General features: G+C 74.7%; 14 protein-coding genes. 9 read left to right on the plus strand and 5 right to left on the minus strand.

What is annotated here, in order from left to right:
• Positions 1-10 precede the first annotated feature (10 nt).
• From ACLQ20_RS15665 to ACLQ20_RS15675, 3 genes are all read right to left on the minus strand, one after another.
• Positions 11-958, minus strand: coding sequence for an ROK family glucokinase (locus tag ACLQ20_RS15665; protein ID WP_151454534.1), 948 nt, complete (start codon positions 956-958; stop codon positions 11-13).
• A gap of 76 nt (positions 959-1,034) precedes the next feature.
• Complete coding sequence (locus ACLQ20_RS15670) at positions 1,035-1,679, minus strand: hypothetical protein (protein ID WP_151454533.1); 645 nt, start codon at positions 1,677-1,679, stop codon at positions 1,035-1,037.
• A 31-nt stretch (positions 1,680-1,710) separates the two neighbouring features.
• The gene (locus ACLQ20_RS15675; protein ID WP_425856131.1) at positions 1,711-2,166 is read right to left on the minus strand and encodes an SRPBCC family protein; all 456 of its coding nucleotides are present in this window, start codon (positions 2,164-2,166) and stop codon (positions 1,711-1,713) included.
• Positions 2,167-2,360: 194 nt separating this feature from the next.
• Between ACLQ20_RS15675 and ACLQ20_RS15680 the strand changes: the two genes are divergently transcribed.
• The 5 genes from ACLQ20_RS15680 to ACLQ20_RS15700 all read left to right on the plus strand — a co-directional run bounded on the left by ACLQ20_RS15680 (position 2,361) and on the right by ACLQ20_RS15700 (position 9,323).
• Positions 2,361-4,163 carry an AMP-dependent synthetase/ligase gene (locus ACLQ20_RS15680; protein WP_425856133.1) on the plus strand — a complete coding sequence of 601 codons (1,803 nt, stop codon included), beginning with the start codon at positions 2,361-2,363 and terminating at the stop codon, positions 4,161-4,163.
• Positions 4,164-4,177: 14 nt separating this feature from the next.
• Positions 4,178-5,872, plus strand: a complete 1,695-nt coding sequence (locus ACLQ20_RS15685; protein ID WP_425856135.1) for a GAF domain-containing sensor histidine kinase — start codon at positions 4,178-4,180, stop codon at positions 5,870-5,872.
• A 7-nt stretch (positions 5,873-5,879) separates the two neighbouring features.
• On the plus strand, positions 5,880-6,548 hold the full coding sequence (locus ACLQ20_RS15690) for a response regulator transcription factor (protein ID WP_007072219.1): 669 nt from the start codon (positions 5,880-5,882) through the stop codon (positions 6,546-6,548).
• A gap of 194 nt (positions 6,549-6,742) precedes the next feature.
• Positions 6,743-7,552: an SAM-dependent methyltransferase gene (locus tag ACLQ20_RS15695; RefSeq protein ID WP_151454480.1), complete on the plus strand. Its 810-nt coding sequence runs from the start codon at positions 6,743-6,745 to the stop codon at positions 7,550-7,552.
• A gap of 115 nt (positions 7,553-7,667) precedes the next feature.
• Positions 7,668-9,323, plus strand: a complete 1,656-nt coding sequence (locus ACLQ20_RS15700) for a putative bifunctional diguanylate cyclase/phosphodiesterase (protein WP_425856426.1) — start codon at positions 7,668-7,670, stop codon at positions 9,321-9,323.
• 13 nt (positions 9,324-9,336) lie between these two features.
• Here the strand turns inward: ACLQ20_RS15700 and ACLQ20_RS15705 are convergent, their stop codons facing one another.
• Positions 9,337-10,461: a glycosyltransferase family 4 protein gene (locus ACLQ20_RS15705; protein WP_132236171.1), complete on the minus strand. Its 1,125-nt coding sequence runs from the start codon at positions 10,459-10,461 to the stop codon at positions 9,337-9,339.
• Positions 10,458-11,717, minus strand: coding sequence for a M48 family metallopeptidase (locus ACLQ20_RS15710; RefSeq protein ID WP_151454481.1), 1,260 nt, complete (start codon positions 11,715-11,717; stop codon positions 10,458-10,460). Before ACLQ20_RS15710 ends, ACLQ20_RS15705 begins: the two co-directional genes overlap by 4 nt.
• A gap of 234 nt (positions 11,718-11,951) precedes the next feature.
• On the opposite strand from ACLQ20_RS15710, the gene ACLQ20_RS15715 reads away from it, so the two are divergent.
• The 4 genes from ACLQ20_RS15715 (at position 11,952) to ACLQ20_RS15730 (ending at position 15,218) form a co-directional block, all read left to right on the plus strand.
• Positions 11,952-12,467 (plus strand): hypothetical protein, encoded by a 516-nt coding sequence (locus ACLQ20_RS15715; RefSeq protein ID WP_151454482.1) that lies wholly within the window; start codon positions 11,952-11,954, stop codon positions 12,465-12,467.
• A 77-nt stretch (positions 12,468-12,544) separates the two neighbouring features.
• Positions 12,545-13,390, plus strand: a complete 846-nt coding sequence (locus ACLQ20_RS15720) for a DUF4097 family beta strand repeat-containing protein (protein ID WP_151454483.1) — start codon at positions 12,545-12,547, stop codon at positions 13,388-13,390.
• An 83-nt stretch (positions 13,391-13,473) separates the two neighbouring features.
• Positions 13,474-14,430: an ATP-binding cassette domain-containing protein gene (locus tag ACLQ20_RS15725; protein WP_425856137.1), complete on the plus strand. Its 957-nt coding sequence runs from the start codon at positions 13,474-13,476 to the stop codon at positions 14,428-14,430.
• Complete coding sequence (locus ACLQ20_RS15730; RefSeq protein WP_151454485.1) at positions 14,427-15,218, plus strand: ABC transporter permease; 792 nt, start codon at positions 14,427-14,429, stop codon at positions 15,216-15,218. The genes ACLQ20_RS15725 and ACLQ20_RS15730 overlap by 4 nt, the downstream gene beginning before the upstream one ends.
• Positions 15,219-15,275: the final 57 nt, after the last annotated feature.

Raw genomic sequence — 15,275 nt, forward strand, 5'->3', positions numbered from 1 at the left:
GGTCACCGCCTCAGATCCGGCGGGCCAGGTCGGCGGCGCCGATGACGCCGGCGGTGTTGCCCAGCTCGGCCGGGCGGATCTCGGCGACGGGGAGGCGGCTGCGCTGGGCGAGCGCGTCGGCGAACGACCGGCGGGTCGGCCCGAGCAGCAGGTCCCCGGCCTCGATCACCCCGCCGCCGACGACGAGCACCTGCGGGTCGAGGATCTGCGCCATGTCGGCGAGGCTGGTGCCGAGCCACCGGCCGACCTGCGCGAACGCCTCGGTGGAGACCGGGTCGCCGGCCTGCGCGGCGGCGGTGACCATGGGCCCGGTGACCGCCTCGGCCTCGCCGCCGGCCAGTTCCAGCAGGCCGGTGGCGCGGTGCGGCTCCTGCCGGGCGGCGGCGCGGGCGAACCGGACCAGGGCGCTGCCGCTGGCGTACTGCTCGATGCAGCCGAGCCGGCCGCAACCGCACTGGTGGCCGTCCGGCACCGTCAGCATGTGGCCCAGCTCGGCGGCGATGCCGTTGGCGCCCCGCAGCAGTTCCCCGCTGAGCACGATGCCGCCGCCGACGCCGGTACCGATGGTGAACATGACCATCGAGTCGTCGGCCTCGCGGGCCGCGCCGTAGCGGAACTCCGCCCAGGCCGCCACGTTGCCGTCGTTCTCCACGATCACCGGCAGGCCGGTGGCGGCGCTGACGTAGTCGCGCAGCGGCTCGTCCCGCCACGCCAGGTTCGGGGCGAACAGCACGGTCGAGCGGCTGGCGTCGATCCAGCCTGCCGCGCCGATGCCGACCGCCTCGATCGCGTGCCCGGAGGCCAGCTCGCGGACCAGTTCGATGATGACGTCGCGGGTCTTGGCGACGTCATCGGCGGGGGTGTCCCGTCGGGCCTGCACGAGGACCGTGCCGGCGGCGTCCACGACACCACCGGCCACCTTCGTGCCACCGACGTCGACTCCGATGGTCAGCGTCACCGCCGCCACTCCCCTCTGCTGTGCTGCCCGCACCGGCGCCGGCGGACGACCGGCGCGTGGTCGGGATGTGCGTTGGTCAGGCCCCGTCGCCCGGAGGTTGTCCGCCCTCGTCCCCCGGTGCCCGGGACGTGGGGACCACGGGCCCGTCGGTGGACGTCCGGACGGTCCCCGGGGCGGCCTGCCCGGCGACGTCGACGGGCGGTACGGCGGCCGGGGCGGCCTCGTCCTCCGCCCGCGTGGCGGCGGACCAGACGTCCCGTTCCGGTGCCGGCTGAGAATCATGCCCGCTACGGGTGGCCTCGCGCCACACGTGGTCGTCCCCGCCACCCGGAGCCGGGGTGGCCGCCGGCCCGGCGGGGGCGTCGGCGGAGGGCTCGGGCGGGGTGAACGCGCGCAGCAGGCTGGCCACCCCGGCGGCCAGGTCGCCCGCGCCGGTGGCGAGGCGCTCGGCGAACTCGGGACTCGGATCGCGCAGGGCGGCGATGCCCCGGCAGACCGGGCAGACGCAGCATTCGGCCGCGCCGGTGGCGAAACCGCCCGCGGGCGGCCCGGCCGACGCACCCGGGCTGCCGCTGTGACCGAGGACACTCGACACGATCCCACCGAGCGGACCCCACTGGCCGCCCTTCGAGCCGGCCGCGGCCAGCCGGGCGGCGGCCAGCGCCGTGGCGACCAGACGTTCGGCCTCTTCCCGGGCCGAACCCGGATCCGTTGCACCCATGGTCGGCTCCCCTACCCTGCCGCGGGACGCGTCACTGCGCCGCACCGGATGCTTCTACCCGGCGCTTGAGCTGCTTCAACGCGGTATCCATGATCATTTTTTCGGCCTTGCGGCGGAACATGCCGAGCATCCCGACGGAGAGCTCGACCTCCAGGGTGTAGGTCACCGTCGTGCTGCCGTCCTGGTTGCCGTCCAGGGCGTACGAGCCGCGCTGGAACTTCTGCATCTTCGAGGGCGCCACCAGGTGCCACTCGATCCGGGAGAGGTCCTCGGCGTACTCGTAGGCCAGCACGTACTCGTCGGCCAGCACACCGGCGTCGATCGTGAAGCGGACCTGGCTGGCGTAGCCGTCCTCGTACTCCTCGATCACCTCGACCCGCCGCATCGCCTCGGTCCACTCCGGGTAGCTCGGGAAGTCGCAGATGACCGCCGCCACCCGCTCCGGTGACGCGCCGACGACGATCGACTGGGTGGAGGTGTCCGCCATGCAGGGAGGCTACCCGGCACCGGCGGCGCCCACGCCGCGCCGCCCCCGGCACGCCGGATCGAAGCGTCCGGCGGCGACCGGCGGGCAGCCTGGGCGACCTGCCTTTTCGCCCCGGCCGCCGAGGCGGGTAGGTTTCGACGGAGCCGACCCGTGGTGGCGGCCCGCCCGGCCAGTGTGAGCACGAGGGAGTGCAGGTGCGCGAGTTCTCCGTCCCGCCGATCGTCACCATCGGCGACGCGGCCAACCTCACCGACCCGGTCTGGGACAACGCCGAGGCCGCCCCGGACGCGGTCCAGTTCGTCCGCCCCACCGGCGCGGGGGAAACCTGGGCCGACGTCACCTGCCGGCAGTTCCGCGACGAGGTCGTCGCCGCGGCCCGGGGCCTGGTCGCCGCCGGCGTCCAGCCCGGCGACCGGGTCGGCCTGATGAGCCGCACCCGCTACGAGTGGACGCTGCTGGACTACGCGATCTGGGCGGCCGGCGCGGTCACCGTGCCGATCTACGAGACCTCCAGCGCCGACCAGACCGCCTGGATCCTGTCCGACTCCGGCGCGGTGGCCTGCGTGGTGGAGAGCAGCGCGCACGCCACCCTGGTCGCCGGCGTCCAGGACCGGCTGCCCGAACTGCGGCACGTCTGGCAGATCGACCTCGACGCCGTGGCCGAACTGGTCCGGGCCGGCGAGGCGGTCGACCCGACGGAGATCGACCGGCGGCGGGCCGCCGTCCGCGCCGACGACCTCGCCACCGTCATCTACACCAGCGGCACCACCGGCCGCCCCAAGGGCTGCGTGCTGACCCACCGGAACATGTACGCCGACATCGCCAACGCCGTGCCGGTGCTGCCCAACCTGTTCCGGCCGGGCGCCTCGACCCTGCTCTTCCTCCCGCTGGCGCACGCCTTCGCCCGGCTCATCCAGATCGGCGTGGTGCAGGCGCGGGCCACGATGCGGCACTGCGCGGACACCAAGAACCTGGTCGGCGAGTTGCAGGAGTTCCGTCCCACCTTCGTGCTCTCGGTGCCCCGGGTGTTCGAGAAGGTCTACAACGGGGCCAAGCAGAAGGCCGAGGCCGACGGCAAGGGCAGGATCTTCGCCCGCGCGGAGCAGGTCGCCATCGCGTACAGCGAGGCGCTGGAGACCCCCGGCGGCCCCGGCCTGGCGCTGCGCGTCCAGCACGCGCTCTTCGACAAGCTGGTCTACCGCAAGCTGCGGGCGGCGCTCGGCGGCCGGTGCCGCGACGCCATCTCGGGCGGCGCCCCGCTCGGCGCGCGGCTCGGCCACTTCTTCCGCGGCATCGGCGTGAACGTGTGCGAGGGCTACGGCCTGACCGAGACCTCCCCCGCCGCCGCCGCGAACCTGCCCGACGCCACCCGGATCGGCTCGGTCGGCCGACCGCTGCCGGGAGTCACCATCCGGATCGACGACGACGGCGAGATCCTGATCGCCGGCGATCTGATCTTCAAGGGCTACTGGCGCAACGAGGAGGCCACCGCCGAGGCGCTCAGCGCGGACGGCTGGTTCCGCACCGGCGACCTGGGCCAGCTCGACGACGACGGCTTCCTGAGCATCACCGGCCGGAAGAAGGAGATCATCGTGACGGCCGGCGGCAAGAACGTCGCCCCGGCCGTACTGGAGGACCAGGTCCGGGCCCACCCCCTGATCAGCCAGTGCGTGGTGGTCGGCGACCGGGCGCCGTTCATCGCCGCGCTGGTCACCGTCGACGAGGAGGCGCTGCCGCGCTGGCTCGCCTCGGCCGGCCTGCCCGCGGACACCCCCGTCGAGAAGCTGCGCGACCACGACGGGCTGCGCGCCGAGATCCAGGGCGCCGTCGACGCCGCGAACCAGGCGGTCTCCAAGGCCGAGGCGATCAAGGTGTTCCGGATCCTGCCCCGCGACTTCACCGAGGCGACGGGCGAGCTGACCCCGTCGCTGAAGGTCAAGCGGCAGGTGGTGCACAAGTCGTACGCGGCGGAGATCGCCGACATCTACCGGGCCTGACTACGATCCGTCACGTGCCCGCCTCGACGCCCCCCCGGCCCCAGCCGCAACCCCTCGCCGCCGCCGCGCGCGTGGTCATGCTGGCGCTCGTCGCCGTCCTGACCCTCTACGCCACGCACGACCCCGGCCAGCTCTGGTGGATCGCGCTGCTGGCGGTCGCCGGGCTGCCCGCCCTGCTGGCGCCCGAACACCGGCCCGTCGGCCCGCTCAGCCGGGTGGCCGAGGTGCTGGTGCTGGGGCTGGCCGCGAGCCAGGTCGCCGCCGTGGCCACCGTCGGCGGGGACGTCGGCGGGCTGGGCGCCTCGGCGGTGCTGCCCTACCTGGCGGTCCCGGTGACCGTCACCGCGCTGCGCCGCCGGTTCCGCGAGGGCGTCGCCCTGCTGGCCGTCGCGGCGGCCACCCTGCTGGTGGCGGGTGCCCTCACCGAGACCGACGGCCAGCGGCAGATCGGCGAACTCGGCTACCTGGTGATCTGCGCCCAGTGGCTGATCCTGGCCGGGCTCGGCCTCGCCGCCGCCAGCGGCCTGCACCGGGTCATGCAGGTCCGCAACGAGGGCAAGCCCCAGCCGTACGCCGAGGCGACCCGGCTGCTCACCCAGCTGCGTACCGTGGCCCGGCAGCTGCCCGGGGCCACCCTGGACCCGGGCGGCATCTCCGAGCACCTGCTGGAGGAGCTGCGCACCGTGGCCCGGGCGGACCGGGCGGCCGTGCTGTCGGCCAGCGGCGGCGGCCGGCTGGTGGTGCTCGCCCAGGTGGGCGTGGAACGGGTCGACTGGGAGACGACGCTGGACGCGGACTCGGCCATCGCCGACGCGTGGGCCAGCCAGCAGCCGCACACCGCCGCCCGCTCGCAGGCCCGGTCGCACCGCGGCGGCGACGTGTCCGCCCTGATCGTGCCGCTGGTGGCCGGGGTACGCACCATCGGGCTGGTGGTGCTGGAGGCGGACGCGGCGCAGGCGTACCCGCCCGGCGTGGTGTCCCGGGTGACCGGGCTGACCCGCCCGGCCGCGCTGCGGCTGGAGGCGGCGCTGCTCTTCGACGAGGTCCGCTCGCTGGCCACCAACGAGGAGCGGCAGCGGCTGGCCCGGGAGATCCACGACGGGGTGGCGCAGGAACTGGTGATGGTCGGCTACGGGATCGACAACGCCCTGGCGTACGTCGACGAGGACCCGCAGGAGACCGCCGAGGCGCTGCGCACGCTGCGCGGCGAGGTGACCCGGGTGATCACCGAGCTGCGGCTGAGCCTCTTCGAGCTGCGCAGCGAGGTGGACCGGCACGGCGGCCTGGCCGCCGCGATCGCCGAGTACGCCCGCACGGTCGGCGCCTCCGGTGGGCTGCGGGTGCACCTGTCCCTGGACGAGTCCACCGCGCGGCTGCCCGCCGCCACCGAGGCCGAGTTGCTGCGCATCGCCCAGGAGGCGGTCACCAACGCGCGCAAGCACGCGGGCGCGTCGAATCTCTGGGTCACCTGCGAGGTCGACCCCCCGTACGCGCAGATTGAAGTGTCGGATGACGGTCAGGGGATCGCTGACCAGCGGTCCGACGGGCACTACGGTCTTGCGATCATGGCCGAGAGGGCGGAACGTATCCGGGGCCGGTTGGAGATCAGGCCGCGGCAACCGAGCGGCACGACCGTGGCGGTGGTGCTCGGCTCCTCGCCCCGGCGCGATAACGTGCGCGGTAGCGCAGCGGCAGTAGAAGGGGAGTAACCCGAGGATGACCACAAGTCCGACACCGGCCACCCGTACCAAGGTCCTCCTTGTCGACGATCACGACCTGATCCGCAAGGGCCTGCGGCACGCGTTCGAGCGCGACCGGCAGTTCGAGGTCGTCGGGGAGGCCGCCACGGCGGCGGAAGGGGTGCGCCAGGCGGGTGCGCTGCAGCCGGACGTGGTGATCATGGACCTGCGGCTGCCCGACGGCAGCGGTCTGGAGGCCACCCGGGCGCTGCGCAAGTCGAGCGCCTCGATGGGCATCGTCGTGCTCACCATGTACGCCGGCGACGACCAGCTCTTCGGCGCCCTGGAGGCCGGGGCCAGCGCCTTCGTGCCCAAGACCGCGCCGGCGGACGAGGTGGTCGCCGCAGCCCGGCACGCCGCCTCCTCCCCCAGCGCCTTCACGGCCGCCGACCTGGCCGAGGCGATGAAGCGCCGGCTGGCCCCGTCCGGGCCGCAGCTCTCCCCGCGCGAGGGGCAGGTGCTGCGGCTGCTCGCCGACGGGATGAGCGTGGCGGGCATCGCCAAGCAGCTCTTCGTCAGCGAGTCCACCGCCAAGACCCACATCTCGAAGCTCTACGAGAAGCTGGGCGCGGCGAACCGGGCCCAGGCGCTGATGACCGCGCTGCGGCTCGGTCTGCTCGAGGCGCCGGACGCCCCGAAGTTCTGACCCGCTCCCGCCGGGAGCCCGACGACGTACCACCGACGGGTCCGCGACCGCCGAAGGGCGGCGCGGACCCGTCGTCGTCGCATCGAGCGGCGGCGTCGAAGGGCTCGCGGCGCGCTATGGTCTCCCGGGCGGTCAGCCGGCAGAATACCGGCGCGGGCAACGGTGTCCCGCACACCGACAGGAGGGGTGAACGCATGCAGCGGCCGGACTGGGCACCCGACGAGATCGACATCGAACGCCCCAGCGTGGCCCGCATGTACGACTACTACCTCGGCGGCTCGCACAACTTCGCGGTCGACCGGGCGGCGGCCCAGGCGATGGTGGCGGCGGTGCCGGAGGCCCCGCTGATGGCGCAGGCGAACCGGGCGTTCCTCCGCCGGGCGGTGCAGTTCCTCCTCGACGCCGGCGTCCGGCAGTTCCTGGACATCGGCTCGGGCATCCCGACCGTCGGTAACGTGCACGAGATCGCCCAGCGCGACGCCCCCGACGCCCGGGTGGTCTACGTCGACGTGGACCCGGTGGCGGTGGCCCACAGCCGGGAGATCCTGGAGGGCAACGACCGCGCCGTCGTGGTGCAGGAGGACCTGCGCCGTCCCGAGCGCATCGTCGCCCACCCCGACGTCCGCCGGCTGCTCGACTTCGACCAGCCGATCGCCGTGATGATCGTGGCGGTGCTGCACTTCGTGCCCGACGACGACCGGCCGGCCGAACTGCTGCGGACGCTGCGCGAGGCGCTGGCGCCGGGCAGCTACCTGGTGCTGTCGCAGACCAGCGGCGACGGCCGTGGCGACGACGAGCTGGCCGACGCCGAACGGGTCTACCGGCGGACCGACAATCCGCTGTGGATCCGCAGCCGCGGCGAACTCACCGCCCTCTTCGACGGCTTCGAGCTGGTCGACCCCGGCGTGGTCTGGGTGCCGCAGTGGCGCCCGGATTCCCCCGACAGCGCCGAGGACGCCGAGCGGGCGGCCTTCATCGGCGGCGTCGGGCGACTCGGTGGCTGAGCCGCCCGGGGCGACCACCGTCGCCCCGACCGGCACCACCGTGCGGCACCCGTCCTGCCCGGGCACCTTCGCCCGGGCATGGGCCAAGGCCGTCTCCGGCACCAGTTACCTGCCGATGACCCAGGCCCAGCTGGAGGCGCTGCTGCAACGCCTCACCGAGGAACTCGCGGCGGCGCTGCTGGCCGAGCCGATCGACCTGCGGGTCGGCCACCGGGTGGGCACCGAACTGGTGGCCGCCCACATCGCCTCGGCCGAGGCGCTGGGTCGTACGGTCGAGGTCGTCCAGCTCCGGCTGGCCCGCGACCTCGGGCTGGTGGAGGAGGAGGTCAAGGACCGGCTGGCCCGGCTGCTGGCCGCCGTGACCACCGGTTACGCCCGCGCGATGCGGGACCGGACGCTGGACGAGCAGGAGACGATCCGCCGGGCCGCGATGACCGCCCGGGCGGAGGCCGAGCGGGCGTTGCGCAGCAGCGAGGCGCGCTTCCGCCACCAGGCCACCCACGACCCGCTGACCGACCTGCCCAACCGCACGCTGTTGACGGAGCGCCTCAGCGCGGCCATCGACTCGCCCGCCGGGGGCTCGGCGCGCCTCGGCGTCTGCTTCCTCGACCTCGACCGCTTCAAGGTGGTCAACGACTCGCACGGGCACCAGGTCGGCGACGGGCTGCTGGTGGCCGTGGCGGACCGGCTCCGCCTGGCCCTCGACGGGCACCTGGTCGCCCGGCTCGGCGGGGACGAGTTCGTCGTCCTGGTCGAGGGCACCACCGGCACCGACGACGCCGTCGCCGTCGCCGAGGCCGCCCTCGCGGCGGTACGCGAGCCGGTGCTGGTGGACGGGCACGAGCTGAGCGTCTCGGCGAGCATCGGCATCGTCGAGCGGGAGGTCGCCGGCACCTCCCCCGGTGACCTGATGCGGGCGGCCGACAGCACGCTGCACTGGGCGAAGGCTGCCGGTGGCGCCCGCTGGGCGCTCTACGACGCCGACCGGGACCGCCAGGACCTGGCCCGGTACGCGCTTTCCGCGGCCATCCCCGCGGCGCTGGAGCGGGGCGAGTTCTACCTCGACTTCCAGCCGCTGACCTCGCTGCGCGACGGCCGGGTTCTCGGCATGGAGGCCCTGGTGCGCTGGCGGCACCCGGAGCTGGGCGTCCTACGGCCCGACAGCTTCATCGGGCTGGCCGAGGAGACCGGGCTGATCGTCCCGCTCGGCGGCTGGGTGCTGGCCGAGGCGTGCCGGCAGGCCGAGAGCTGGGCCGTCGGCACCGGGCCCGCCCCGTTCGTCAGCGTCAACCTGGCGGTGCGGCAGGTACGCCGCGCCGGTCTGGTCCAGGAGGTGCGCGCGCTGCTGCGGCACACCGGGCTGTCGCCGGAGCGGCTCCAGTTGGAGATCACCGAGAGCACCATGATGAGCACAGCCGAGGAGCCGGTCCGGGCGCTGCGGGTGCTCGCCGACCTCGGCGTCCGGATCGCCATCGACGACTTCGGCACCGGCTACTGCAACCTGGCGTACCTGCGGAACCTGCCGGTGACCGAGCTGAAGGTGGCCGGGGAGTTCGTGGCCGGGCTGCGGGCGCCGGAGGCCCGGGCCGACGAGCGGATCCTCGCCTCGCTCGTCTCGCTGGCGCACGCGCTGGATCTGACCGTCACCGCCGAGGGCGTGGAGACCGCCGGGCAGGCGGAGCGGCTGCGGGCGATCGACTGCGACGCCGGCCAGGGCTGGCACTTCGGCCGCCCGGACTCCGCCGAGCGCGTCCTGGCCCGCCTGCGCTGAGACCGCGGCGCCGTCAGCCGGCGAGCAGGGCGGCCATCCGCTGCGCCTGCGCCTCCCAGCGCCACTCCCGCTCCACCCACGCGCGACCGGCCGCGCCGAACTGGCGGGCCAGGTCCCGGTCGGCGAGCAGCGTGGCCACCCGGTCGGCGAGCTGGGCGACGTCGCGGCCACGGACCACGAAACCGGTCTCGCCCTCGCGGACCGCGTCCGGCGCGCCACCGGAGTCGCCGGCGACCACCGGCAGGCCGGTCGCGGAGGCCTCCAGGTAGACGATCCCGAGCCCCTCGACGTCCAGACCCCGGTTGCGGGTGCGGCAGGGCATGGCGTAGACGTCGCCGGCGGCGTAGTGGGCCGGCAGCTCGGCCGACGGCACCGAGCCGGTGAAGACCACGTCCCGATCGACGCCCGTCTGGCGGGCCAGCTTCTCCAACGTGGCCCGGTAGGGCCCGCCCCCGACCACGAGCAGCGCGGCGTCGGGCACCCGGCGGCGGATCTCGGGCATCGCCCGGATCAGCATGTCCTGCCCCTTGCGCGGCACCAGCCGGGACACGCAGACCACCACCGGGCGGTCGGCCAGCCCGAGCCGGAGCCGGACCGGTTCGCCGTCGACCGACGGGTGGTAGGCGTCCACGTCCACCCCGGGGGCGAGCCGGTGCAGCTCGGTCACCCCGTGCAGCGCCCGCTCCAGCCGCACCCGGGTGTACTCGCCCAGGTAGGTCGTCACGTCGACGCCGCGCCCGATTCGCCGCAACGCGGCCCGGGCGGCCGGCAGCGCGGCCCAGCCGACCTCGTGCCCGTGGGTCAGCGCCACCGCCCGGCGGATGCCCGTCCGGCGGCGCAGGCCCGCGGCGAGCAGCCCGAGGGGAGCCGCCGCGCCGAACCACACCGTGTCGCAGTCGTACGCGCGCGCCAGGCGGGCGGCCCGGCGGGCCACGAGCGGCGTGGGCAGCAGCACCCGCGTGCGGTCCCGGACCACCTCGAACGGCTGGTCGGCGTCGAACTTCTCCGCGCCCCGCCACGTCGAGGCGTAGACGACCACCGAGCCGGCGGGCTGGCGCACCGCGAGGTTGTGCACGAAGGACTGGATCCCGCCGGGGCGCGGCGGGAAGTCGTTGGTGATCAGCAGCGTACGGCTCATCGGCCGGCCTCCCTGGCGTGGGCGCGGGCGGCGGCCATCCGCTCGACCGTGGACGGGTGCGTGGCGGAGTAGAGGTACTCCCAGCGTGGCGGATCGGGGTCGGCGAGGTTGATGCCGGCGAGCCGCCGCTGCATCGCCTCGAAGGCGGCCGGGTCGCCGGTCAACGCGAGCGCGTGCGCGTCGGCGCGCGCCTCCACCCGCCGCGACATCAGCGCCTGCGCCGGCGCGGAGACCAGCCCGGCCACCGTCACCAGGGCCACCAGCAGGGGGAACGCGCGCGGCTGGGCGACCGAGTCGACGCCGGCCAGCCGCAGCAGCGGGCCGGCGGAGCCGAGCAGGTAGAGCGCGACCACCGCGGCGGCGGCGCCCAGCGCACCGGTCAGCGTGCCGACCGCGACGTCCCGGTCCTTGGCGTGCCCCAGCTCGTGGGCCACCACGGCGGTCACCTCGGCCGGCGTCGCCTCGCGCAGCAGCGTGTCGTAGACCACCACCCGCCGGGTCGGCCCGAGCCCGGAGACGTACGCGTTGACCGCCCGGGTGCGGCGCGAGGCGTCGGCGACCAGCACGTCGCGCACCGGGACCCCGTCCCGGGCCGCCAGCTGCGTCAGCTCGGTGCGCAGCGGGCCCTGTTCCATCGGGGTGAACCTGTTGAAGACCGGTTCCACGAGCACCGGCAGCACGAAGGAGAGCAGCACCACCAGGGTCGCCGCGCCGGCCGCGCCGAACGCCCACCACCAGCGCGGCGACAGCCGGACGACGGTGTAGAAGCCGAGCAGCGCCACCGCTCCGATGACGGCGCTGACGGCGTACGACTTGAGCAGGTCGGCGGTCCAGCCGCTCCAGCCGTTGGTGCTCAGTCCGTAGCGGGTGAGCACGGCCTGCCGCCAGGCGGCGAACGGGAGGGTCACCAGGTCGGCGACGAGCACCACGGCGAGCCCGCCGAGGACGGCCTGGGCGGCCCAGTGGTCGCCGAACGGGCGCCCGGCCAGCTCGACGAGCCGGCTGCCCAGCGGGGTCAGGCCGAGCAGCAGGGCCACCAGCAGGCCGATCGCGATGGCGACCCAGCCGGCGGGGCGCAGCGCGGAGCGGAACTCCCGGCTGCGGGCCACCTGCTCGGCGGGGAGGTCGCCCAGCGCGGCGAGCTGGTCGGCCCGGGGGGCCGGCGGCCGGTGCCACGGGATCAGCAGCGCCGCCGCGACGAGGAGGGCGAGGGTCAGCCCGGCGAGGGTCAGCAGCGCCCAGCCGCGCGGGGTCACCGCAGCCGTCCTGGCGCCGCGTCGTCGCGAGCAGTGCGCATCCGTACCCGCGTCATGCCGCCGCTCCCTCCGCCGTGACCGCCCATCCTATTGCCCGCCGCGCCGCCGCCCGCGCGGCCCGGCAGGCCACGTCCCGGCGGCGGATCCACCTCCTGACGTCACCGATTGCCATCATGACGCCATCCGAAGTCATTACGGCTTGCCATGACGTCATCTTGATGCCATAGTGACGTCATGGACCTGACGTCGTATGTCGACAACCTCCGGCAGGAACTGGCCGGCGTCGCCGAACTCGGCGGCGACGAGGCCCGCGCACTCGCCGAACGACTGGCGGGGCCGCTCGACTCGGCGCTCCGGCTGGCGCTCCTGGACGCGCTGACCGCGGCGGCGGCCGAGATCACCCGCGACCTGGCCCCCGGGTCGGTCGAGCTGCGCCTGCGCGGGCGGGAGCCGAGCTTCGTCGTGACGCCACCACCGGCCGGCCCGGAGCTGCCGGGCGAGGCCGGGGCCCCCGAGCCGGCCGTCCCGCCGGCGGCGGACGCCGAGGAGGGCGCCACCTCGCGGATCAGCTTCCGCCTATCCGAACACCTCAAGAGCCGCATCGAGGAGGCGGCCGCCCGCGACGGCCTCTCGGTCAACGCCTGGCTGGTCCGGGCGGCCACGGCCGCGGTGGCGTCCAGCGGGGCGGGCCGGCAGCCGCAGCGACGCGCCCCGTTCAGCGGGGAGCGCTACACCGGCTGGGCCCGCTGAGCCGCCCGCCGGTCCGCCGCACGCCTCCGACCATCCGTCCCGCTCCGGGACGTCCACCCGCCAGAAGGGACTGCGCCGTGCCCACATTCGACACCCCGACCCCCATCTCGGCCACCGTCGACCTCGTCGTCGGTGACGTCCAGCTCACCGCCACCGACCGCACCGACACGCACGTCGAGGTCCGCCCGAGCAACGCCGCCACCGAAGCCGACGTACGGGCCGCCGAACAGACCCGGGTGGAGTACGCCGACGGCCGGCTCGTCGTCAGGTCGCCCCGGCAGCGCGGGTTCGGGCTGTTCGGCAAGCCCGGCTCGGTCGACGTGACGATCGGGTTGCCCACCGGCTCGCACCTGCACGGCGACGCCTCCGTGGCGGCGTTCCGCGGCAGCGGCCGGCTCGGCAGCTGCCGGGTCCGGATCGCGACCGGCGACATCCAGCTGGAGCAGACCGCCGACGTCGACCTCGACACCTCCGCCGGCGGCGTCCGCGTCGGGCAGGTGGCCGGTGCGGCCCGGATCAGCACCGGGTCAGGACGGATCCAGGTGCAGCAGGTCGACGGCGACGCCGTGGTCAAGAACTCCAACGGCGACAGCTGGCTCGGCACGGTCACCGGCGAGGTGCGGGTGAAGGCCGCCAACGGCGAGACCACCGTGGACCGGGCGCACGGTCCGGTCACCGCCACGGCCGCCAACGGCGACATCCGCATCGGCGAGGTCTCGGCGGGCACGGTGTCGGTCCGCACCGCGACCGGCGGGCTCGACATCGGCGTCCGCTCCGGCACCGCCGCCCTGCTCGACCTGCACACCCAGCTCGGCCGCGTGGACAACCACCTCGAGGCGTACGAACCGCCCGGCGAGCCCGAGGGTGCCGTGCGGGTGACCGCCCGGACCTCCTTCGGCGACATCGTGATCCGCCGCTGCTGAACCACCGCTCCGCCCGCCCGCCCGACCGGCCCCGACGGCCGGCCCGCCCCGACCGGCCCGACGGCCGGCGTGAAGGAGAAGACATGCCACCCAGCTCGGCCCCGGCGGCCATCACGGTCACCGCCCTCCGGAAGTCCTTCGGCGACCACGTGGTGCTCGACGGGATCGACCTCACCGTCGCCGCAGGGACGATCTTCGCCCTGCTCGGCCCCAACGGCGCCGGCAAGACCACCATCGTGCAGATCCTGTCCACCCTGATCCGCGCCGACTCCGGCGAGGCGCGGGTGGCCGGTCACGACGTCACGCGGGAGCCCGACGCGGTACGCGCCGCGATCGGCGTGACCGGCCAGTTCTCCGCCGTCGACGGACTGCTCACCGGCGAGGAGAACCTGCGGCTCATGGCCGACCTGCACCACCTGCCCCGGGCGGAGGGACGGCAGCGCGCGCGGGGCCTGCTCAGGATGTTCGACCTGGTCGAGGCGGCCGGCAAGCCCGCCGGCAGCTACTCCGGCGGGATGCGCCGGCGACTCGACCTGGCCATGGGTCTGGTCGGCCGCCCCCGCGTCGTCTTCCTCGACGAGCCCACCACGGGGCTCGACCCGCGCAGCCGGCAGGCCATGTGGCAGATCGTCCGGGACCTGGTGGCGGACGGCGTCACCATCCTCCTCACCACCCAGTACCTGGAGGAGGCGGACCAGCTCGCCGACCGGATCGCCGTGCTCGACCACGGCCGCCTGGTGGCGGAGGGCAGCCCGGCGGAGCTCAAGCGGCTCGTCCCCGGCGGGCACGTCAGCCTGCGTTTCGCCGACCGGGCCGCGTTCGACACGGCCGTCCGGGTGCTGCCCGGGCAGTCCCGCGACGCCGCCGAGCTCACCCTGCACGTGCCCGGCGACGGCGGGGTCCGGTCGCTGCGGGACCTGCTCGACCTGTTGGACAGCGAGTCGATCGCCGTGGAGTCGCTGTCGGTGCACACGCCCGATCTCGACGACGTCTTCCTGGCCCTCACCGGCCAGCCCGAGAAGGTGGGAACCCCCCGATGAGCACTGTGACGTACGCCGTCCGCGACTCCGGCACGATGCTGCGCCGCAACCTGCGCCGCTGGGTGCGCTACCCGTCGATGACGGTGCTGCTCGTCGGCATGCCCGTCATGCTGCTGCTGTTGTTCGTCTACGTCTTCGGCGGCACCCTCGGCGCCGGGCTGGGCGGCGGTGCGGGCGACCGGGGCGACTACGTCAACTACGTCACCCCGGGGATCCTGCTGATGACCGCCGGCCTGGCGGCCACCGGGACGGCGGTGTCGGTCGCGATGGACATGACCGAGGGCATCATCGCCCGCTTCCGGACCATGGCGATCGCCCGGGCGTCGGTGCTGACCGGCCACGTGCTGGCCAGCCTGGCGCAGAGCATGCTCGGCCTGGCGATGGTCACCGGGGTCGCCCTGCTTATCGGATTCCGACCCACGACGGGGGCGCTGGCCTGGCTGGCGGCCGCCGGCGTGCTGGTCATGACCGCCTTCGCCTTCATCTGGCTCTCGGTCGCGCTGGGGCTGGTCTCCAAGAGCGTCGAGACGGCGAGCAACCTCCCCATGCCGCTGACCTACCTGCCCTTCATCGGCAGCGGGTTCGTGCCCACCGACTCGATGCCCGACGGGCTGCGGCAGTTCGCCGAGTATCAGCCCTTCACCCCCATCATCGAGACCCTGCGTGGCCTGTTGACCGGCGGGCCGGTGGGGACGAACGCCGCGCTCGCGGCGGCCTGGTGCGCCGCCATCGCGCTGGTCGGCTATCTCTGGTCGAAGAAGCTGTTCAACCGGGACCCGTCCCGCTGACCGTCGTCACCGACGCCCGTTCCCCGAGCCACCGGCCCGGGGAACGGGCGTAGTCGG

Source organism: Micromonospora sp. DT46 (genome assembly GCF_049841735.1).
In the GTDB taxonomy this organism is placed as follows: domain Bacteria; phylum Actinomycetota; class Actinomycetes; order Mycobacteriales; family Micromonosporaceae; genus Micromonospora; species Micromonospora reichwaldensis.